Source organism: Micromonospora sp. NPDC050187 (genome assembly GCF_044459745.1).
GTDB lineage: Bacteria > Actinomycetota > Actinomycetes > Mycobacteriales > Micromonosporaceae > Micromonospora.
On sequence record NZ_JBITJH010000024.1, the window covers coordinates 1 to 22,086 of the forward strand.

A 22,086-nucleotide genomic window follows, 5' to 3' on the forward strand; every position below is an offset into this window, starting at 1 on the left:
TGCGCCCGCTCCGCGGACGACAACCGTCTCCCTGGCATGAACCCTCATCCTCACGAGAATCCACCCCGTTGCAACAACCACTTGAACCCAAGCCGACCGGATGCCCCGACATGCCGTACCTCCAGTCGATCAGGGTCGGGCGCACGTGCCGATGGTCGACGGTGCGCGCGGCCCGCGTCGGGCGTCGGAAACGGCTCGTGGTCACGCCCGGTCCGGCCTACCATCTGCCGGTGATCGACCACGGACTCCGCGACCGCACCGGACGACTCGTCACCCTCCGCGAGGTGGACGACGGCAACTGGCGTGCCGTCGCCGACGTCGCGCCCCACGACGACCAACGTCGGTTCGTCGCCGCCCTGGCAGCCCGCTACCTGCTGCTCTCCGCCCGGGAGGACGTCTGGCGGTCGTTGGCCGTCCACGCCGACGACACGGTGGTCGGGCATGTCATGTGGGCCGTGGACGAGGACGGCTCGTACTGGCTCGGTGGCATGGTCGTCGACGCCGCCGAGCAGGGCCGGGGGCTCGGGTCGGCCGTCCTGCGGACCGTCACGGCCTGGCTGGCGGGCCAGCCGGGGTGCCGGGCGATCCGGCTGTCCTACCACCCGGAGAACGCCCCGGCGCGGCGGCTATACGAGTCGTCCGGCTTCCGGCCGACCGGCGACACCGAGGGTGACGAGATCGTCGCCGAGCTGAGCCCAGTCGCCGCGCACTGACTCCGGCCGCCGTGCCCTGACCTGGATCGACGCGCTGAGCCCGGCCGTCGCGGCTCGACCCGCGCTGACCCGCCGACGGCGCCTCGACCTAAGCGGACCCCGGCCGCCGCCGTCCGAACGGCCCTGGCCCGGCCGCCGCCGTCCGAACGGCCCTGGCCCGGCCGCCGCCGTCCGATCAGGTGAGCAGGCGCAGCAGGGCGGCGGTGCCCGCGCCGAGCGCGACCACCAGTAGGAAGGGCGCGCGCAACAGCACGGCCACCAGGGCGACGGCGAACCCGGCCGCCCGGGCGTCCAGCGCCAGGTGCGACCCGGTGGCGAAGGTCTGCACGGCGACGAGGGCGGCCAGCAGGGCCACCGGCAGCAGGGCGGAGGCCTCCTCCACCTGGGGTCTCTCCAGCACCGACCGCGGCACGGCGAGGCCGACGAGCTTGAGCAGGTAGACGCCGAGGGTGCCGAGCAGGATCGCGGTCCACATCAGCGGTCACCGTCCCGGCCCGCGCCCGGCACCGATGCGGCCTCGGTGCTCTCCCGCCGGTCCACGCCGGTCGGGACGGTGCCGGACCGGTCGCGCCGGCCGCGCAGGGCCACGAGCACCGCGACCAGTCCGGCGGCCAGGACCGGAAGACCGGCGGGCAGCACCGGGACGGTCAGCAGCGCGGTCACGGCGGCGGCGATGGCGACCGCCCAGAGACGCCGGTCCCGCAGCCGGGGCATGAGCAGGGCGAGGAACGCCGCCGGCGCGGCCACGTCGAGTCCGAGCGCCTCCGGGTCGGGCAGCACCTGGGCGCCGAACGCGCCGACCAGCGTGGCCAGGTTCCAGAACACGAAGACCGAGATGCCGGTGGCCCAGAACGCCAGCCGGGCCTGCCGGGGCTCGTCCCGGACCAGCGCCATCGCCGAACTCTCGTCGATGACGAGCTGCGCGCCGAACAGCCGCCGCAGGCCGCGTACCCGCAGCAACGACGAGAGGTTGAGCCCGTAGAGGGCGTTGCGCACGCCCAGCAGCGTGGCGGTGGCCGCGCCGGTGAACGCCCCACCGCCGGCCGCCAGCACACCGATCACCGCGAACTGGGACGCCCCGGAGAACATCAACAGCGACAGCGCGCACGCCTGCCACACCGAGAACCCGGACACCACCGCCAGGGCCCCGAAGGACAACCCCAGCGCACCGACCGCCACGCCCACCCCGGCCGCGTCGGCCAGCACCGCCCGCCGGGCCTTCAGCCAGTCCTGATCGACCACCGCGACACCCACGCCGTCCCCCCTCCCACCGGAGCCACCGAATCTCCGGCGCCCGACCGTGCCCATCATGCCGGCGGGCCGGAAGGGCAGGTCAGGCGGTGTCCCGGACGGCCTCGGCGAACACCTCCGAACGGTGCTCGAAGTTGCGGAAACGGCCGTAGCTCGGGGCGGCCGGCGACAGCAGCACCACCCCGTCCACGGGAGTGAGCTTGCGGGACAGCCGGACCGCCGCGACCAGGTCGTCGGCGAGTTCGGTACGCACCCGGGGCAGCCCGGCGAGGGCCTCGACGATCCGGGAACCGCTGTCCGGGATGCCGATCACGGTGATCTCCCGGTCGGCCAGGTGCTCCCGGAGCGGGGTGTAGTCCAGCCCCCGGTCGGTGCCGCCCACGATCACCGTCAACGGGCGGGTCTCGTACGCGTCGATCGCGTGCATCGCCGCGTACGGGCTGGTGGCGAGGGTGTCGTCGACGAAGGTCAGCCCCGACGGGTCGGCGATCTCGGTGAGCCGGTGGGCGAGCCCCTGGAACGTGGTGACCGCCGCCGCGACCTCGTCGGGCCGGGCGGTCACGTCCACGCCGAGCGCGTCGAGCACCGCCAGGGCCACGCACAGGTTGCCCGCGTTGTGCGCGCCGACCAGTGGCAGCGTCGTACGGGCAAAGAGCGGTCGGTCGGCGGCGTGGAACCACGGCGTGCCGTCCGGGCCGGTGGCGACGTGGAAGCCGTCGGGGCGGCCGGCGCGCACCGCCGGGCGGTCGCCCAGCTCGGCGGCGAGCCGCTCGTCGGTGCCGTTGACCACCACCGTCTCCGGGCCGTGGGCGAGCAGGTTGAGCTTGTCCCGGTAGTACTCCTGCTCGCCGCCGTGCGCGTCCAGGTGCTCCGGGAAGAGCGCGGTGACCACCGCCACCCGGGGCGAGTCGGTCAGGTCGCTGCACTGGTAACTGGAGAGCTCCAGCACGTACAGCTCGGCCTCGGGCAGGTCGAGCAGGGGCACGCCGATGTTGCCACCGAACACGTTCGGCCGGCCGAGCGCGGTGAGCAGGTGGCTGATCAGGCTGGACGTGGTGCTCTTGCCCTTGCTGCCGGTGACCCCGACGGTGCGGCCGGCGTGGTCGGCCATCCAGAGCGCGCTGCCACCGGTGACCGCCACTCCCCGGCGACGCAGCTCGACCAGCCACGGGTGGGTCTGCGGCACCCCCGGCGAGCGGACCACCACGTCGGCGGCGGCCAGCCGGGCGAAGCCCTCCTCCCCGGTGACCAGCGGCGCGACCTCGGCCAGCGGCCCGGACCAGTCCAGCGACAGGAAATTCGCGCTGTCGTCGACGGCGACCAGCGCCGCCGGTCCGTGCGCCGCGACGGCGGTCACCGCGGCCCGGCCCTCCCGGCCGGTGCCCCAGACGGCGACGGACCGTCCCCGCAGGTCAGACAGGCGCACAGGGGATCTCCTCCAGCCGGGTACGGGCTCATTTGTCACGGCCTAGTATGGCGTGTGCCCAACGAACAGCTCCGGCGGATGGACGCCTTCACCTTCCCGTCCCGCTCGATCGACCCGGCCACCGGCGAGGTGCGTCTCGACTACGCGCTGACCGGCCCGGACGGTGAGCGGCGATTCACCGAGGTGATCACCCTTCCGCCACCGCCCGAGCCGCCGTCGGAGGCCACCCTCGCCACTCTCGACCGGGTGCTCGACCTGCTGCACCTGGCCGCCGGCGTGAGCTACTACAAGGCCGCCGCCCCACCCCGCCTGGTCGCGCCCGCGCCGCTCGGTCCGGACGCCGCCGCACTGCTCACCGCCGTCTACACCAGCGGCCTCGCCGAGTACGCCTACCGCAACCAGTTGCCGCACGTGCTGGAGCTGACCCCGGAGATCCCGACCGGGTCGGTGCCCCCGGCGGCCCCGGTGGACACCACCGACCGGCGTCCCCTCTCGGCGGTCGGCGGCGGCAAGGACTCCATCGTCAGCCTGGAGGCGCTACGCCGGGCCGGCATGGAACCCGTGCCCTTCTCGGTCAACCCGAACCACGTGATCGACGCGGTGAACGCGGCGTCCGGGCTGACCCCGCTCGCCGCCCGGCGGCGGCTCGACCCGGCGCTGTTCGCCCTCAACGAGGCCGGCGCGCTCAACGGCCACATCCCGGTCACCGCGATCAACTCGCTGATCGCCGTGGCCACCGCCGTGCTGCACGGGCTCGGGCCGGTGGTGATGTCCAACGAGCGCTCCGCCTCCGATCCGAACCTGGTCTGGAACGGTCACGAGGTCAACCACCAGTGGTCCAAGGGCGTCGAGGCGGAGGGGCTGCTGCGGGCCGCGCTCGCCGAGCACGCCGGACTCACCGAGCCGTACTTCTCGCTGCTGCGCTCCCTGTCGGAGCTGCACATCGCCCGTCTCTTCGCCGCCTTCACCCGGTACGACGACGTGGTGACCAGCTGCAACGCGGCGTTCAAACTGCACGACCCGAGCGCCCGCTGGTGCCGGGACTGCCCGAAGTGCCGGTTCGTCTTCCTCGCCCTCGCCCCGTTCATGCCCCGCGAGCGGATCACCCACATCTTCGGCGGCGACCTGCTCGCCGACGACACGCAGATCCCCGGCTACCGGGAACTCCTGGGCGTGGACGGACACAAGCCGTTCGAGTGCGTCGGTGAGGTCGAGGAGTCGGTGGTGGCGTTGAGCCTGCTGACCGGGCAGGAGCAGTGGCGGGACGCTCCGGTGGTCCGCGCCCTGGTCGAGGCGGTACCGGACACCGCCTGGTCGGCGGCGGCGGACTCCGACGTGTTCACCCCGGGCGGGCCGAACTTCGTCCCTCCGGCGTACGCCAAGGCCCTGGACGCGCTGGCCTGACCCGCGCCGCCGCCCGTCGTGGCCGACCCGGTTCGGCTCCGTCGGCGCGTGCGGTTACCGCCACCGGGGATTGACACGAATAGGACCGTCGGGGATATTCCTAGCGGCATGTCGGAGCCCGAGAGGAGAGGCGAAGTCTGGAGTTTTCAACCGACACCGGCCACCTGAAAAACAACCGGAACTCCCCCTGCCACGCGGGCACGAATAAGGCTTAAGCGATGATCAAGAGAACCGTCGAGTTCGCCAAGCACCACACACCCAACCAGATGCGCATTCTGGTGCGACGGGCGCAACTCGAAGCCCACAACAGCAAAATGCGAATCACCGTTCCGGTGGTCGCCCGGTGCGAGTACGACAACATCTACCACTGTACGGTGCACAAGACGGGCAGCCAATGGATCAAGGCCCTGTTCAGTGATCCCACGGTCTACCGCCATTCCGGGTTGCTGCCCTACGATCCGCGCTTCTACAAGCGCCGGTCCCTGCCGGTCGTCCCGCGCGGCCGCGCGGCCCTGGCCCTTTTCCACTCCTATCCACGCTTCGAGAAAATCGAGAAACCCGGCACCTACCGCGCGTTCTTCGTGATCCGCGACCCGCGCGACATCGTCGTCTCGAGCTACTTCTCCCTCAGGAACTCGCACGCACCGATGGGCGACATCCCGCAGGCGCGGAAGATCCTGCGCGAGAAGCCGATGAAGGAAGGGCTGCTGTACTGCATCAATCGCCTCTCCGAGAGATACACATTCAAGCAACTCCGGTCCTGGGCGGTCGCCCCGGAATCCGAGACCTTCCGCCTGTTCCGGTACGAGAACCTGACCGGCGAACGGCAGATGGACGAAGTGGACCAGTTGATGCGGCACTGCGGGATCACCCTGCCGCCATCCGAACTGGAGGACCTCCTCGCCCGGTACAGCTTCTCCAAGATGCGGAAAGACCGGGAGAGCGCGGGGCAGATCTCCCACTACCGGAAGGGCAAGGCCGGCGACTGGCGCAACCACTTCGACGACGAACTCTACGAGGCTTTCACCGCGGCGACGGGTGACCTCGTGGAGGTCCTCGGCTACCCGGCGCGTGACCAGACTCCTTGAGGCGTGACCAAGGCTCCCTGAGAATGGTGCCGTCCATCCGCCCGACTCGGCGACGCTCGCCGACCGGCGGTCAACGGGTGCGGACGGCGTCCAGGGCGAGCAGGGCGACGTGCAGGGAGAGGCAGGCGTCCACCGAGTCCAGGTCGGCGTCGAGGATCCGGGCGATCCGGGCCAGCCGCTCGTAGAACGCCGGCCGGGACAGGTGCGCGGCGGCAGCCGCCGCGGACTTGTTCCGGCCCTGCTCCAGGTAGGCCCGCAGCGTCCCGAGCAACTGGTCGCGGGGATGCCGGGCGTCGTACGCCAGCAGCGGCCCGAGTTCCCGCTCGACGAAGGTCTGCACCCGAGGGTCCTCCCGCAGCAGGTGCAACAGCCCGGCGAGGCCGACGTGCGGCAGCCGGAACACCGGCAGGTCCCGCCGGTCCCGCCGGGCGGCGTCGGCGACCTGTCGCGCCTCGACCAGCGACCGGTGGGCCTCCCGGAGGCTGCCCACCCCGGAGCCGGCCGCCACGAGCACCGCGCCGGGCGTGCCCGGGGCGGGACGGGCGTCGACGCGTACCCGGCGCAGCGCGGCGGCGAACGCGGCCAGTGCCTTCGCCTCGACGGTCGGGTCGGCGAGCGCGAGCAGCGCCCCCACCGCCTGGTCGTCCAGCGCGCTGGTCAGCGCGGTCAGCTTCGCCTCCCGTAACGCCTGCCCGACGGCCTCGGCCAGATCCCGCAGCCGCGCCGGGCCGGCTTCCTCCGGCCCGTCGTCGGTGTCGTCGGCGCGGTGGCGGACGACCACGCCGACCAGGTGCCGCCGGTCCAGGGTGACCCCGATCGCGCGGGCCCGCAGGGCCACCTCGTCCACCGGTCGGGAGTGATCGAGCAGGGCGGTGAGCAGGGTCCGGTGCAGCTGCCGTTCCAGCCCTTCGGCGTCCCGGCGGATCAGCCGGCCGAGCGCCAGGGTGGAGGCGGCCCGTTCGACCAGGATGGTCAGCCGGGTCGGCGGGGTGGTCCCGCCGGGCGGGGCGGTGGCGGCCTCCCCGCCGGGCCAGCGCAGCAGCAGCCGACCCCAGTCCTGTTCCCGCGCGCCGACCGTGGTGACCAGCCAGCCACTGTCCACGTCGTACGCGGTGCGCCCGGCCGGCTGGATGCGCCGGGAGTGCTGCTCCCAGCCGTCGAGCAGCAGTTCCGCGCTCTCCCCCGCCGGGTCGTAGGCGAGCACCTGGCGGGCCAGGTTCTCCAGCACCACCGGGCAGGCGGCCAGCTCGGCGGCCTGCCGGACCACCTCCTGCGGCCCCGCCCCGGAGACCGACAGTTCGGTGAACCGCTGGTGGATCTCCTCGGTGGCGCGCAGTTCGTGCAGTTGGGCGTCGACGATCAGCGCGTGCACCGCCTCGGTGATCCGCACGAACGGGGTGGCCCGGCGCAGTTCCACCAGGGGCAGCCCGCGTCGCGCGGCGGCGGCGGCCATCACCCGGGGCACCCCGCCGAAGTACCGGCGGCCCAGCTCGACGACGAGGCCGGAGACCCTGACGTCGGCGAGCGTCTCGATGAACGCACGCAGCCCCGCGTCGTCGGCGGGCAGTCCGATGCCGGTGGTGAGCACCAGCTCGCCGCCCCGGAGCAGGGTGGCGATGTCCGGCACCTCGGCGACGTGCACCCAGCGCACCGGCCGGTCCACCGCCCGCTCCCCGGCGACCAGGCGCGGCGCACCGTGCCGGACCGGATCCAGCGCCAGCACCTCACGGACGGTAGGGAACACGGGCGATACGCTACCGTGCGTGATACCGCCTCCCCGCGCAGCACTGACGGGGGGGGCGGACCGGTCGGCCGGATCGGCCGCCCTGGTAACGCGGGCTCGTCGGCCGCGCGGGAGAATCGGCCCGTGCCGCTAGTGACCGTGACTGACCCTGACGACCCCCGCCTCGGCGACTACCACGCGCTGACCGATGTCGAGCTGCGTACCCGCTGGGAGCCCCCGCACGGGCTCTTCATCGCCGAGGGTGAGTTGGTCCTGCGTCGCGCCCTGCGCGCCGGCTACCGTCCCCGTTCGTTCCTGGTCGATGAGAAACGAGCCGACCAACTCGCGGACCTGCTCGACCTGGACGCCCCCGCGTACGCCGCCGCGCCGGACGTGTTGGCGCGGGTGACGGGCTTCCATGTGCATCGGGGTGTGCTGGCGAGCTTCCACCGGCAGCCCCTACGGCCGGCGTCGGACATCCTCGCCGGCGCGCGACGTGTCGCGGTCCTCGAGGACGTGAACAACCACACGAATCTCGGCGCCATCTTCCGGGGCGCCGCCGCCCTGGGGATCGATGCCGTCCTGCTCTCCCCGACCTGCGCCGATCCGCTGTATCGCCGCAGTGTGCGGGTCAGCATGGGCGAGGTGTTCGCGATCCCGTACGCCAAACTCGATCCCTGGCCACAGGCCCTGACCGACGTACGCGCGGCCGGGTTCACCGTCCTGGCGCTGACGCCGTCCCCCGACGCGGTGCCGATCCAGCGCCTGGCCGAGGAGCAGCGACGTCGGGCCGCCCTGCTCCTCGGCGCGGAGGGTGCCGGGCTGACCGAGGCGGCGATGCGAGCCAGTGACGTACGGGTCGTCATCCCGATGCGCCGGGGTGTCGACTCCCTGAACGTCGCCGCCGCCGCGGCGGTCACGTTCTGGGAGTTGGGGCGGGACGACTGAGGCAACCCCCGTCCTGACCCGTTCGGCGCGAGTCGTCAGTACTTCATGACGCAGTAGACGACGGTCGGGTTCGTGAACCGGTACCAGCGGTTCCACCGGTAGTCCCGGGTGCACCGGTCACCGTTCGAGGCACCGGGGACGATGTCGATGACGTGCACCGTGCCCTTCGCCTTGCACTTCGGGGCGCCGACGATCCAGCCGTCGCCGGTCGGGAACTTGTAGCAACGGTTGCGGACCAGGTGCAGCTCCAGGCACAGCCGGTAACCGTTCTCGGTGATGTACGCGGACCGGGGGTCGGCGCAGGCGTTCTGGGCGGCGTCCACCGACACCACCCGGTAGGTGCCCATGGTGCCGTTGCAGTTGCCGATCCCCTGGAAGTCGCCGGTCGCGCTGACGCTGATGCACTGCCCGATCCGGGCCGGCAGCGGTGCCGGCGCGCTGGTCGTGGGGATCGGCTCCGGCGGCGAGTAGGTGTCCCGGACCGACGGAGGTGGAGGTGTCGTCCACGACGGAACGGGCCCGGCGACGCCGGCCGATCCACCCGGCGACTTCCGTTCGGAGGTGTAGACCATCGCCGCGCGTACCCCGATTCCACAGATCCCGAGCAGACACAACGCCAGCAGAGCGGCGACCAGACCGATGACGAGGGGTGCGTTGCTCTTCGGCGTCGCCGGCGGGAATGGCGGCATACCGGGCACCGGTGCTCCTGGAACACCGGGAGCGGGATAGGTCGGCGGTGGTGGGGACGGATATCCGTGGCCGGGCGGTGCCACCGAGCCGGATTCCGCAGGAGTTGCGCCGGGCTGATCGGGCATGCCTGGCGACGGAGGCGATGTCACGCGGCGATTGTGGCACGCATCCATGAAGGACTGTCACCCACGTGCGGCACGCACTCGGCGTGCCATTCCGTCGCAGGCCCGAAATTCGACTTCGACCGGGAACCGTGTTGACGGGATCACTGCGGGTGAAAGCTTGATCGAGGCATTGAAGTGGCTCACCGGCAGCGGCATGATTGCCAGGCACCGGGGGGAGCGGCATCGGTTTGGGTGGACCAGCAGAGGTGGACCGGGCGTGGGGCGACCTGCGTCTCGTGGCCACCGCACACGCGGTGTCGACCTTCGGCAGCTTCCTGAACCTGGTGGCGCTGGGCCTGTTCGTGCTGCACCTGACCGGCTCCACGGTGCAGACCGGCGTCTTCATGGCCGTCCGCCTGGCCGCCGGTTTCCTCGCCGGACCGGTCGCCGGCCGGCTCGCCGCGCGCCTGCGCCGCCCGTACCTGATGATCGGCGCGGACCTGGTCGCGGCCGGCATGCTGACCCTGCTGGTGGTCGTCCCGGCCGGAGCGCGGACCACCGTGCTGTACGGGCTCGCGGTCGCGCTCGGCGTCGGGCAGACGCTCTGGGGCGTGGCGATGCGCGCGCACCTGCCCACCATGGTCGGGCCGGACCGGCTGACCCGGGCCAACGGGCTGGTGGTCACGCTCCGCTCGGTGGGGATGCTGCTCGGGTTCGCCTCGGCGGGCGTGCTCGTCGGGTGGCTCGGCTACCACGTGGCGTTCCTGGTCGACGCCGCCACGTACCTGCTCTCCGCCCTGCTCCTGGTCCCGGTGGCCCGGCGCACCACGGCCGCCGACCGGTCGGCCGCCACCACGGGCGACACGGCGGGAGCGACGGCCGTTCCGGGCGGGCAGCCCGCCACCGCCGGTCGGGCGTCCGGCCGGTTCGGCCTGCTCCGGGCCGTCGCCCCGGTGGTGCCGGCGATGATCGCGGTACGCGCCGCCGACGCCCTCGGCTCCGCGTCGCACAACGTCGGGCTGCCGGTGTACGCGACCCTGGTCCGCCCGGACTCCCCCGCCACGTTCGCCGCCACCTTCACCACCGCGTGGGCGGCGGGCAGCCTGCTCGCCGGGCGCTGGGCCGCCCGACGGGCGAAACGCTCGGGGCACGGCCCCACCGAACTGCCCTTCGGCGTGGCCACCTGCCTGATGTCGGTCTGTTTCGTGCTCGCCTTCACCGGCCTGCCGGTCTGGCTGCTGATCCCGGTGACCCTGGCGGCCGGCGCGGCCGACGGCTACGCCGAGATCAGCTACACCACCCGCCTCCAGGCGGTCGACGCCGACCTGCGGCCCCGCCTGTTCGGCTTCGCCAGCGCGGCGCAGAACGCCGGCTTCGGACTCGGCATGATCGTCTGCGCCGCGCTGCTGGACCGGTTCCCGCCGCTCCCGGTCGTCGGGACCGCCCACGGGCTGGCCCTGGCCGTCGCGCTCGTCTTCCTCGTCGCCCACGTCCGCCTCCGGGCCGCAGCACGCCGTCAACCTGCCGAGGTAGCCCCGTGACCGTTCCCCACCCGTCCGGCCGTCGTCCCGCCGTCAGCCACGGCGGTGACCTGCCCGACGACCCGAAGCACCCCCGGACCCTGGGCGAGGCGCTGACCCACGCGGCGGAACGCTTCCCCGACGCCGGCCTCCACCTGGTTGCCGCCGACGGCGGCACCGACCTCCTGACCCACCCCGACCTGCTCGACCGGGCCCGCGCGGTCCGCGACGGCCTGCGGACCCGGAACGTGGCTCCCGGTGGGTACGCGATCCTGCGGGTCGGCGCATCCGTCGAGTACTGGCCGGCGTTCTTCGGCTGCGTGCTGGCCGGGGTCGCGCCGCTGACCACCGCCGCCGGGCCCGACCACGCCGCGGACTCCCCGGCACTCGACGCGCTCCGGCACGCCTGGCGCACGCTCGGCGAGCCGGTGGTCGTCGCCGGGACCGCCGACGCGGCCGGGCTGCGCCGCCTCCCGCTCGGCGGGCGGGTGGTCACCGTGACCGAACTGGCCGACGGTCACCGGCCCGCGCCGGACACCGACCACCGGGCCGCGCCGGAGGAGGTGGCGATGCTGCAACTCTCCTCCGGCAGCACCGGCACCCCGAAGATCATCCCGTTGACCCACCTCGGCCTGTCCCAGTACGCCCTCGGCGCGCGGGAGATGCTCGACATCCACCCCGGCGACGTCCTGCTCAACTGGCTCCCGGTGGACCACGTCGCCGGGCTGCTCCTCTACCACCTCGGTGGGGTGTTCCTCGGCGCGACCAGCGTGCACGTCGACACCGAGCGGGTGCTGGCCGACCCGCTGCGCTGGCTGGAACTGATGCGCCGGCACCGGGTCACCCACAGCTGGGCGCCGAATTTCGGGCTCCGGCTGGCGGCCGACGCGGTCGCCCGTGACCCGGGCCGCCGGTGGGAGCTGGGACACGTACGGCGGATGGTCAGCGGCGGCGAGCAGTGCCGTCCCGAGACCTTCGACGCCTTCGTGGCGGCGACCGGCGTGCCGGCCGCCGCGATGACCCCGGCCTGGGGGATGTCCGAGACCAGCACCGCGATCACCTTCGCGTCCCTCGGCGAGCCGGGCTGCCGGCAGCTGGTCCGGACCGCCAGCCTCGACGGCGACCTGGAGTGGGCCACCGCCGACGACGATCCCGCCGACTGCGTCGAGTTCCTCTCGGTCGGCGCGCCCGCCCCCGGTGCCACCCTGCGTATCGTCGGCGCGGACGACGAGGTGCTGCCCGAGGGGCGGATCGGGCGGCTCCAGGTCCACTCGCCCCGACTCACCCCCGGCTACCTCGCCGACCCCGAGGCGACCCGCGCCGCCCTGCGACCCGGCGGCTGGTGGGACACCGGCGACCTGGCGTACATGGTGGACGGCCGGATCACCGTCACCGGCCGGGAGAAGGACCTGGTCATCATCAACGGGCACAACCTGCCCTGCCACGAGGTCGAGCAGGTCGCCGGGGAGGTGCCCGGCGTCGCCGCCGGACTGGTCGCCGCCTGCGGCGTACCGGACCCGCGCACCGGGACCGAGTCGCTGGTCCTGTTCCACGTTCCCGACCCCGACCCGGGCCGGCCGGCGCCGGAGGTGGCCCGGGACGTCACCGCCGCCGTGGCCCGACGCTGGGGCACCGCGCCGGCCCGGGTCGTCGTGGTGCCCGCCGCGGAGTTCCCCCGCACCACCGGGGGGAAGATCCAACGGGCCGCGCTGCGCCGCCGTTTCACCGCCGGCGAGTTCGACGCCGACCGTCGCCCGGTCCCGGCCGCCACCCCGCCGGCCGCGTACGCGGCCGCCCCGCCCTCCCGGGCGGCGGTGCGTCGGGCGGTCGTGGACGCGCTCGGCGACCTGCTCGGCGGGCCGGTCGAACCCGACCGACCGTTCTGGGAAATCGGCATCGGCTCGGTGCAGATCGTCCGGCTCCGAGCCCTGCTCGAACAGGCCCTCGGCCGGCCGGTTCCGCCGTCGGCGTTCTTCGCGCACCCGACCGTCGACGCGCTCGTCCGGCACCTCACCGACACCGCCCCCGCCGGCTCCACCGGCCCCGCCCCGGTCGACCGGGACCACCGGATCGCGGTCATCGGGATGGCGGGCCGTTTTCCCGGCGCGGCCAGCGTCGACGAGTTCTGGTCGAACCTCCTCGCCGGGGTGGAGAGCGTCCGCTTCTTCACCTCCGACGAACTGGCCGCCGCCGGGGTGCCGGACGCCGACGACCCCGGATTCGTCGCGGCCAGCGGCGTCCTCGACGACGTCGCCGGCTTCGACGCGGGCTTCTTCGGCATCAGCGCCCGGGAGGCCGAACTGCTCGACCCGCAGCACCGGCTCTTCCTGGAGACCTGCCAGCATGCGCTGGAGGACGCCGGATACGCCGGTGACGACGACCGGAACCGGGTCGGGCTCTTCGCCGGTGGTGGGATGAACCTCTACACCCATCACACCTACCTGAGGAACAACCTCGACGCGGCCACCCGGGCCGACGACCCGGCCACGGTGATCGGCACGGCACTGGGCAACCAGCCGGACTTCCTCGCCACCCGGGTCGCGTACCGGCTGGGGCTGACCGGGCCGGCGGTCACCGTGCAGACCGCCTGCTCCACCTCACTGGTGGCGGTGCACCTGGCTGCCCGGTCACTGCTCACCGGGGACGCCGACCTGGCGGTGGCCGGCGCCGTCGCCGTGCACGTCCCCCAGGTCACCGGCTACCGGCACACCCCCGGATCGATCCTCTCCGCGCAGGGCCGGTGCCGGCCCTTCGACGTCGCCGCCGACGGCACCGTCGGCGGCAACGGGGTCGCGGCGGTGGTGCTCAAGCCGTACGCCCGCGCCGTCGCCGACGGCGACCCGGTGTACGCGGTGATCCTCGGTTCGGCGGTGAACAACGACGGCGCGGGCAAGGTCGGCTTCACCGCGCCGAGCGTGACCGGGCAGGTCGAGGTGATCCGGCAGGCACTGCGGGACGCCGCCGTGCCCGCCGCGTCGATCGGGTACGTCGAGGCGCACGGCACCGGCACCGCCCTCGGCGATCCGGTGGAACACCACGCCCTCGCCGAGGCGTACGCGTCGGCCCGGCCGTTCCTCGGCTCGGTCAAGGCGAACATCGGCCACCTGGACAGCTGCGCCGGCATGGCCGGGCTGGTGAAGGCGGTGCTGGCGGTCCGGACCGGCCGGATCCCACCGCAGATCAACTTCACCCGGCCGGTGGTCGACCTGGCCCCCTTCAGCGTCACCACCACCGGCACCGGGTGGTCCGACTCCGGCATCCCACGCCGGGCGGCGGTGAGCGCCCTCGGCGTCGGCGGCACCAACGCGCACGTCATCGTCGAGCAGCCACCCGGGCCGGTCGTCGCCCCGTCCGCCACGGTGTCGACCGACGGTGCCGCAGTCGTCGCCCCGCCCACCATCCTTCCGGCCGCCACCGCGTCGGCCGCCGGTGTCGCAGCCGTCGCGCCAGCCGGTGCCGCGCCGCAGGGCACGCTTCCGCCGGACACCGTCCGCCCGCAGGCCGCCGCACCCGGCCTGCTGCCGCTCTCGGCGGCCGACCCGGCGGCGCTCACCGCGCTCGCCGCCCGTCACCGGGATCACCTGCGTACCCACCCCGACCTGGCGTTGGCGGACCTGGTGACCACCACGGGCCGAGGTCGCCGGCACCTGCGTCACCGCCTCGTCGCACGGGGCGACTCCCCCGCCGATCTCGCCTCGGCGCTGGACCGGTTCGTCGCCGGCAACGCCACTCCGGGCACCCTGGTCGCCGGCACGGCCGCCGCCGGGCCGGTCGTCCTGGCCTTCCCCGGACAGGGCGACCTCCGTCCGGTGCTGCTGCCGCTCGCGGACCGGTTCCCGGTGGTACGGGACGTCCTGGCCGAGGCCGCGTCGGCGTACCGGGACGCGGTCGGCGGTGATCTCCTCGCCCGCCTGCGGGAAGCCCCCGGCCCCGCCGGGGCCGCCACCGACCTGGCCCAGCCGGTGCTGGTCGTCGTCGGGCTGGCTCTGGCCGAGCTCTGGCGTTCCTGGGGTGTCACCCCCGACTACGTGCTCGGCCACAGCGTCGGCGAGTACACCGCCCTGGCCGTGGCCGGCGCGTTGCCGTTCGCCGACGCGGTACGCCTCGCCGCCTGGCGCGGCCGGCTCATGCACGACGAGATGGAACCGGGCGCGATGCTGGCGGTGCTCGCCGAGCGGACGGTCGTCGACGACCTCATTGCGGGCAGCCCGGTGGAGGTGGCTGTGGTGAACGGCCCCGACCGGCACGTCCTGGCCGGGTCACCCGACGACGTCGCCGCCGTCGCCGCCCGGGCGGCGCGACTCGGACTGTCGACCCGGCGGTTGCCGGTGACCCGGGCCTTCCACTGCGCCGCGATCGAGCCACTGCGGGACCGCCTGCGGGACCTGGCCGCGCGGGTGGACCTGCGACCCGTCCGGATGCCCCTGGTCAGCACCGTCGACGGTCGGGTTCGCGAACCGGGCTGGCGGCCCGACGCCGAGCACCTGTACCGGCAGGCGCGCGGGACCGTCGAGTTCCACGCCGCCGTCCGGACGGCCGTCGATCAGGACGGCCGGACGTTCGTCGAGGCGGGACCGGAGGCCGCGCTCACCCGGCTGGCCCGGTCGACGGCCACCTGGATCCCGTCCCAGCGGCGCGGACTCGATCCGGTCGACGGGGTGTGGCAGGCCGTGGCGGAGCTGTACTGCACGGGCACGCCGGTGGACTGGGCAGCGGTCACCGAGGACTGCGCCGGACGCCGGGTGTCACTGCCCGGGTACCCGTTCCAGCGCCGCCGGTACTGGATCGACACCCACCCGGTCCCGACCACGGCCCCAGCCCCGGCGCCGGCCTCGCCCTCAGCCTTGGTCCCTGCCCCGGCTTCGGCCCCGGCTTCGGCTCTGGGTTCGGGTTCGGGTTCGGCTCTGGGTTCGGGTTCGGCTCTGGGTTCGGGTTCGGAGATCGGCGGTGCTGCCCCGGCGGTGCGGGCAGCTCCACAGGACCCCGCACCCGACACCACCGCCCCAGCAACCGCCATCCCGACTGCGGCGGTCGGCGGTGCGGTGCTGGACCGGGTCCGCGCGTTGACCGCCGGCAAGCTGGGGCTCGACGTCGCGGCGGTCCGCCCCGACGAGACCTTCTTCGCACTCGGCGCGGACTCCCTGCTGCTGATCAGCATGTCCCGGGAGATCGACCAGGCCTACGGGGTTCGGGTCCCGATCCGGGAGCTGTTCGAGGTCGTCGACACGCCACGTCGACTCGCCGAGCGAATCATCGCCGGCTCCGGCCGATCCCTGGCCGAGCCTGATCCGTCGCGGTCGCCGTCGCCGTTGACGGTTGCGTCGCCGTTGACGGTTGCGCCGCCGTTGACGGTTGCGCCGCTGTCGCCGGGTGCGGCGCCTCGCCATGCGGGAAGTCGGGCTGTCGAAGGGCCCGGGACACCCCCACCTGCCGCAGCTGAAGTGGATCAAGGGGGTGACGCGCGGCCGGGAGAGGCAGCGGGACGTGGCGCGATCGAGGGGGCGGCATCGGGGGGCGATCTGAGCGCGATCATCCACCGGCAACTCGACCTGATGCAGCAGCAACTCGCCCTGCTCGGCGCGGTGGGGGCATCCGTACCGATGGCGGTGGCCGCCGAAGCCCCGGTCACGCCGGCGCAGGTGGGCGGGGCCGGTACGGCCGGAGCGGTCCGGCCCGGGGCAGCGGGGACGGAGGCGGCCGAAGACACCGTCGACGTCAGTCTGTACTTCTTCGGAGACTATCCCGACCAGCGCGCCGACGACCGGTACGGCCTGATCCTCGATGCCGCGCAGTACGCCGACGCCCACGGGTTCCACGCCGTCTGGTTCCCGGAACGGCACTTCCACTCCTTCGGCGGCATCTTCCCGAACCCGTCGGTGCTCGCCGCCGCGCTCGCCGTACGGACCAGCCGGATCCGGCTCAACGCCGGCTCGGTGGTGCTGCCCCTGCACCACCCGGTCCGGGTGGCCGAGGAGTGGTCCATGGTGGACAACCTCTCCGGCGGCCGGGTCGGGCTCGGTTGTGCCCCCGGCTGGCACGCCAACGACTTCGTCTTCCAGCCGGAGAACTTCGGCCGGCACAAGCAGGTGATGTACGAGCACCTGGAGACGGTGCGCCGGCTCTGGCGAGGCGACTCGGTCACCGCCCGGTCCGGCAGCGGCGACCCGGTCGACGTCCGGCTCTTCCCCCGGCCGGTGCAGGACGCCCCGCCGTTCTTCACCGCGATCGTCGGCAACCCGGACAGCTACCGGGAGGCCGCCCGGCGCGACGTCGGGGTGGTGACGAACCTGATGACCCAGGACGTCGCCCAGCTCGCCGAGAACATCGCCCTGTACCGGCGTACCCGCGCCGAGCACGGCCTCGACCCGGCCGCCGGCCGGGTGGTGGTGTTGCTGCACACGTACCTCGGCGACGACCTCGACCGGGTACGCGAGGCGGCGTTCGACCCGTTCTGCGCGTACCTGCGGTCGTCGTTCAGCCTGCTCGGACAGGTGGTGAACAGCCTCGGGATGAGCATCGACCTGGCCGACACCCCGGACGAGGACGTCCGGTTCGTGCTGTCCCGGGCGTACCAGCGGTACTGCGAGCAGCGGGCGTTGATCGGCACCCCGGAGAGCTGCCGTGACGTGCTGGACGCGGTACTCGACGCGGGCGCCGACGAGATCGCCTGCTTCGTGGACTTCGGGCTGCCCGCTCCCGCCGTCCGGGCCGGCCTGCCCTTCATCGACGCGCTACGCCGGGCCACGCCGCGCCGCCGGGCCACGCGAGCAGGCAGCCGGGCCACGCGGGCAGGCAGCCGGGAGGAGACTGCTCCGCTCACGCCCGGACAACGCCGGCTGTGGCTGGTGGAGCAACTCCACCCCGGCACGCCCGCCTACACCGAGGCGGTGGCGGTGCGACTGCGTGGCCCGCTGGACGTCGCGGCACTGCGCGCCGCGCTCGGCGACGTGGTGGCCCGGCACGCCCCACTGCGCACCACCTACCGCGAGGTCGACGGCGAACCCTGCCAGGTCGTCCGGCCCTCGGTACCGGTGGAGCTGCCGGTGCGGGACCTGGCCGGGCGGGCGGAGGAGGCGGCCGTCACGGAGGTGATGGCCGGGGAGAGCCGGCGGGTCTTCGACCTGGCCGAGGGGCCGGTGTTCGCCTTCACGCTGCTGCGGCTCTCCGCCGACCACCACGTGCTGGTGCTCGCGTTCCACCACCTGTCCACCGACGGCGGCTCGTACGCGGTGCTCACCCGGGAGGTCTCGGTCGCCTACCGGGCCCGGGTGGCCGGCACCGCCCCGCAGCTGGCCGCTCTGCCGGTCGACTATCCGGAACTGGCCCGGACCGTCGCCGCCGGACGGCATGCCGGCGCGGCCGACGGGGACCTGCGGTACTGGCTGGCCCGGTTCGACCCGCCGCCGCCCACCCTCGTCCTCCCCTCCGACCTGCCCCGTCCGGCCCTGCCCTCACCGGCCGGCCGGAGCGTCTTCACCGAAATCCCGGCCGAGCTGGCCGCCCGGATCCGGCGGTTCAGCGGGGCGGAACGGGTCACCCCGTTCACCACGCTGCTCAGCGCCTTCGGCGTCACGCTGTTCCGGTTCAGCGGGCAACCGGACCTGGTGGTCGGCACCGGGTTCGACGGCCGCGACGAGCGCACCGCCGACCTGGTCGGATTCTTCGTCGACACCCTGCCGCTGCGCCTGGACCTCACCGGCGATCCGACCTTCCGCGAGGTCCTCACCCGCGTCCGGGCCACCGCCGCCGACGCCTACGAGCACGCCGCCGTGCCGTTCGACGCCCTGGTCCGCGCGCTCGCCCCACACCGGGAGGCCGGCCGGCACCCGCTCTTCGACGTCGTCGTCGAGTACGAGACCGGCGGCGCGTTCGCCTTCGACCTGCCCGACGTGACGGCCGAACCGCTGCCGGTGGGGCTGGACAAGGCCCCGGTCGACCTCATGGTCTACCTGTCCCACGTCGACACCGTCCGCTGCCACGTCGAGTACCGCACCGAGGTGTTCGACCCGGTGACCGTACGCCGGTTGCTCGACCGCTGGGTCCGGCTACTCGACCGGCTGACCCGGGAACCGGACGTCCCGCTGTCCCGGCTGGCCGAGACCGTCGAGGTGTACGCCGGGCGGGACACCGCACCCACCGCCGATCGACTGCACGACCGGGTCCTCCGGCAAGCCGATCGGACGCCGGACGCTGCGGCGGTGGTGGGCGGCGCGACCCGCTGGACGTACCGGGACCTGCGGGTGTGGGCCGAGGCGCTGGCCCGGCGGATCGCCCTCGCGGGCGTCGGGGCGGACGATCTGGTCGCGGTGCTGCTACCCCGCCGGCCGGAGCTGGTCGCGGCGCAGCTCGGGGTGCTGCTCGCCGGGGCCGCATTCCTGCCTCTCGACCCCGACCTGCCGCCCGCCCGGCTGGCCGCCCTCCTCGCCGACAGCGGTGCCCGGCTGCTGGTCACCTCCACGGCGCTCGACCACCCGGCGGACCCACCCCGGATCCTGATCGAGGAGGTCCCCGGGGACGCGGATCCGCGCCGGCCACCGGGCGACGCCGGCCCGCCCGCCGTACCCGGCCCGGAGCACCTGGCCTGGTGCGTCTACACCTCCGGCTCCACCGGCCGTCCGAAGGGGGTGCTGGTACCGCATCGCCCGGCCGTCCGCGCCGTCACCTGGCACGTGGAGGCGCTCGGACTGACCGGCGCGGACGTCGTCGCCCACGGACTCGGCCTCGGCTTCGACGCGAACCTCGCCGAGATCTGGCCGGCGCTCACCGCCGGAGCGACCGTCCGGCTCGTGCCCGACGAGGTCCGCAGCGACCCGGCGGCGCTGTGCGCCTGGTGGGCCGAGTACGGGGTGACCGTGGCGTTCCTGCCGGCGCCTCTCGCGGAGCTGGTCTTCGCGTCCCCCGTGCCGCCCCCCGCCACGCTGCGGACCCTCGTGGTCGGGGGCAGCCAGCTGCGCCGCCGGCCGCCGCCCGGCTTCCCCGCCATCGTCGTCAACGCGTACGGCCCGACCGAGGCGACCGTCGTCACCACCGCCGGGCCGGTCCCTCCCGACGGCACCGGCCCGATCGACATCGGCGTCCCGGTCGCCGCCCACCGCCTGTACGTGCTCGACCCGCACGGTCGGCCCGTCCCACCCGGGGCGGCCGGCGAGCTGCACGTGGGCGGCGACGGGCTGGCCCGGGGCTACCTCGGTCGGCCGGCGGAGACCGCCGCCGCCTTCCCGCCCGACCCGTACTCGACCGTGCCGGGTGCCCGGATGTACCGGACCGGGGACCGGGTACGGGTGCGCGGCGACGGGACCCTGGAGTTCCTCGGTCGCTTCGACGACCAGGTCAAGATCGCCGGTCACCGGGTCGAGCCGGGTGAGGCCGCCGGGGTGCTCGTCCGGCTGCCCGGCGTCCGGCAGGCCACCGTCGTCGCCCGGTACGACCGGGGTGACGAGCCGTACCTCGCCGCGTACGTGGTGCCCGCCGACGACGGTGAGCCACCCGCCGCACGCGAGGCCCGGTTGACCGCCGCCCTGGCCGACCGGCTCCCGCCGTACCTGGTGCCCCGGGCGTGGGTGCTGCTGGACGCGCTGCCCCTCGGGGAGACCGGCAAGGTCGACCCGGCCCGGTTGCCCGCCCCGGAGGCGGCGACCGGCGACCAGGTCCCGCAGGCAGGTGTGGAACAGCTCGTCCACGACGCCTGGTGCGCCGAGTTGGGCGTGGCCCGGCTGCCGCTGGACGCGCCGTTCTTCACCGCCGGTGGACACTCGCTGGCCGCCGTCCGGCTCGCCAACCGGCTGTCCGGGCTGCTCGGCACCGAGGTCGGCGTGCACCGGGTCCTCCAGGCTCCCGGCATCCGGGCGATGGCCGCCGCCCTGTCCCGCACCACCGGTGCGGCCGGGGAGAGCGCGCCCGTGGAGGAGAACGCGCCGGCGACGTACCAGCAGGAGCTGATGTGGCACGGGCAGCGACGGGCCCCGAACCCGGCCGCCGTGCACATGCCGGTCCGGGTCGCCCTCACCGGCGACCTCGACGTGCCGGCGCTGCGGGCGGCGCTGGACGCCCTGGTCGCCCGGCACGGCGCGCTGCGGACCCGCCTGGTCGAGCGGGACGGGACAGTGACCCAGGAGGTGCTCCCCCACCGGCCGCTGGTCCTTCCCGTGACGAACGTGCCGGAGTCGGAGGTGGACGCCTGGTGCGTGACGACCGGCCGGGAACCGTTCCCGGAGGACGGACCGTGGCTGCGTGCCCGGCTGGCGCGGTTGGCCGGTGACCGGCACGTGCTCATGCTCGTCGTCCACCACCTCAACGGCGACGGTTGGTCCATCCAGCAGTTGCTGCGTGAGCTGGAGGAGGCGTACCCGACGCTGCGGTCCGGCCGCCCCCTCCCCCGCGAGCAGGCCGGTGGCCTCCGGTACACCGGATACGCCCGCCGGCAGCGGGACGCCGACACGCCGGAGCCGGTCCGGCGGTACTGGCGGGAGCAGTTGGCGGGCGCACCGAGGAGCCTGTCCCTGCCGACCGACCGGCTCCGGCCGGCAAAGCTGAGCGGCGACGGCGACGAGTACGCCTTCGACCTCCCCGCCGCCCTCGCCGAGCGGGTGCGCCGGGCCGCCGGATCGTCCGGCAGCGTCCTGCCCGTCCTGGCCAGTGGATGGGCGCTGCTGCTCGGCCGGCTCACCGGAACGGCCGACGTGGTGCTCGCCGCCCCGTACGCGCACCGGGAAGCCGCCGACGTCGAACCGGTCGTCGGTCTGTTCACCAGCGTCGTCCCGCTGCGGGTGCCGCTGGCCGGGGCGGGTTCCTTCGCCGACCTGGTGGCCCGCACCGACCGGGTGTTCCTGGACGCGCTGCGCCACCAGCCGGCCCCGGTGGGCGCGATCTACTCCGCCGTCGACCCGACGTGGCGGCCCGGAGAGCCGCCACCGGTCGGCACCGCCCTGTTCGGCTGGAACCCGGGGATCCCGTCGCTGTCCCTGCCCGACCTCGACACGGAGGTGGTGGACCTGGGCCTGGCCTGCGCCCGCCGCGACCTGGGGGTGGTGTTCTCACCCGTCGGGCCGGTGCTGCGCGGCGTGGTGGAGTACTCCACCGACCTGTACGACCGCTCCACCGTGGCCCGCTGGTGCGCCGAGTACGTCGACCTGCTCACCGCCGCCCTCGCCGACCCGTCCGGCTACCGGTCACCGCCAGTGGGGAGGGAGCCGGGCGACCCCCGCGACACCCGGCCCTGA

At 74.1% G+C, this 22,086-nt stretch carries 11 protein-coding genes; 6 read left to right on the top strand and 5 right to left on the bottom strand.

Annotation, left to right across the window (positions count from 1 at the left end):
* Positions 1 to 230: 230 nt before the first annotated feature.
* Positions 231 to 713 (top strand): GNAT family N-acetyltransferase, encoded by a 483-nt coding sequence (locus ACIBJE_RS27075; protein ID WP_396753076.1) that lies wholly within the window; start codon positions 231 to 233, stop codon positions 711 to 713.
* A gap of 175 nt (positions 714 to 888) precedes the next feature.
* Here ACIBJE_RS27075 and ACIBJE_RS27080 read toward each other — a convergent pair whose 3' ends face one another.
* The 3 genes from ACIBJE_RS27080 to murD all read right to left on the bottom strand — a co-directional run bounded on the left by ACIBJE_RS27080 (position 889) and on the right by murD (position 3,390).
* Positions 889 to 1,188 carry an AzlD domain-containing protein gene (locus tag ACIBJE_RS27080; protein ID WP_396753078.1) on the bottom strand — a complete coding sequence of 100 codons (300 nt, stop codon included), beginning with the start codon at positions 1,186 to 1,188 and terminating at the stop codon, positions 889 to 891.
* On the bottom strand, positions 1,188 to 1,955 hold the full coding sequence (locus ACIBJE_RS27085) for an AzlC family ABC transporter permease (RefSeq protein ID WP_396753080.1): 768 nt from the start codon (positions 1,953 to 1,955) through the stop codon (positions 1,188 to 1,190). The genes ACIBJE_RS27080 and ACIBJE_RS27085 overlap by 1 nt, the downstream gene beginning before the upstream one ends.
* 91 nt (positions 1,956 to 2,046) lie before the next feature.
* Complete coding sequence (gene murD / locus ACIBJE_RS27090; protein ID WP_396753082.1) at positions 2,047 to 3,390, bottom strand: UDP-N-acetylmuramoyl-L-alanine--D-glutamate ligase; 1,344 nt, start codon at positions 3,388 to 3,390, stop codon at positions 2,047 to 2,049.
* A 54-nt stretch (positions 3,391 to 3,444) separates the two neighbouring features.
* On the opposite strand from murD, the gene ACIBJE_RS27095 reads away from it, so the two are divergent.
* Together ACIBJE_RS27095 and ACIBJE_RS27100 are read left to right on the top strand one after the other, a co-directional pair.
* On the top strand, positions 3,445 to 4,794 hold the full coding sequence (locus ACIBJE_RS27095) for a hypothetical protein (RefSeq protein ID WP_396753084.1): 1,350 nt from the start codon (positions 3,445 to 3,447) through the stop codon (positions 4,792 to 4,794).
* Between the two features lie 218 nt (positions 4,795 to 5,012).
* A complete protein-coding gene (locus ACIBJE_RS27100; RefSeq protein ID WP_396753086.1) occupies positions 5,013 to 5,882 on the top strand; it encodes a sulfotransferase domain-containing protein in 870 nt (289 codons plus the stop codon).
* A 70-nt stretch (positions 5,883 to 5,952) separates the two neighbouring features.
* Here the strand turns inward: ACIBJE_RS27100 and ACIBJE_RS27105 are convergent, their stop codons facing one another.
* Positions 5,953 to 7,626, bottom strand: coding sequence for a PucR family transcriptional regulator (locus tag ACIBJE_RS27105; protein WP_396753088.1), 1,674 nt, complete (start codon positions 7,624 to 7,626; stop codon positions 5,953 to 5,955).
* 72 nt (positions 7,627 to 7,698) lie between these two features.
* Between ACIBJE_RS27105 and ACIBJE_RS27110 the strand changes: the two genes are divergently transcribed.
* Positions 7,699 to 8,553 carry a TrmH family RNA methyltransferase gene (locus ACIBJE_RS27110; RefSeq protein ID WP_396753151.1) on the top strand — a complete coding sequence of 285 codons (855 nt, stop codon included), beginning with the start codon at positions 7,699 to 7,701 and terminating at the stop codon, positions 8,551 to 8,553.
* Positions 8,554 to 8,588: 35 nt separating this feature from the next.
* Here the strand turns inward: ACIBJE_RS27110 and ACIBJE_RS27115 are convergent, their stop codons facing one another.
* On the bottom strand, positions 8,589 to 9,251 hold the full coding sequence (locus ACIBJE_RS27115; RefSeq protein ID WP_396753090.1) for a hypothetical protein: 663 nt from the start codon (positions 9,249 to 9,251) through the stop codon (positions 8,589 to 8,591).
* A 344-nt stretch (positions 9,252 to 9,595) separates the two neighbouring features.
* Between ACIBJE_RS27115 and ACIBJE_RS27120 the strand changes: the two genes are divergently transcribed.
* Positions 9,596 to 10,888, top strand: coding sequence for an MFS transporter (locus ACIBJE_RS27120; protein ID WP_396753092.1), 1,293 nt, complete (start codon positions 9,596 to 9,598; stop codon positions 10,886 to 10,888).
* Positions 10,885 to 22,086, top strand: a complete 11,202-nt coding sequence (locus tag ACIBJE_RS27125) for an amino acid adenylation domain-containing protein (protein ID WP_396753094.1) — start codon at positions 10,885 to 10,887, stop codon at positions 22,084 to 22,086. The genes ACIBJE_RS27120 and ACIBJE_RS27125 overlap by 4 nt, the downstream gene beginning before the upstream one ends.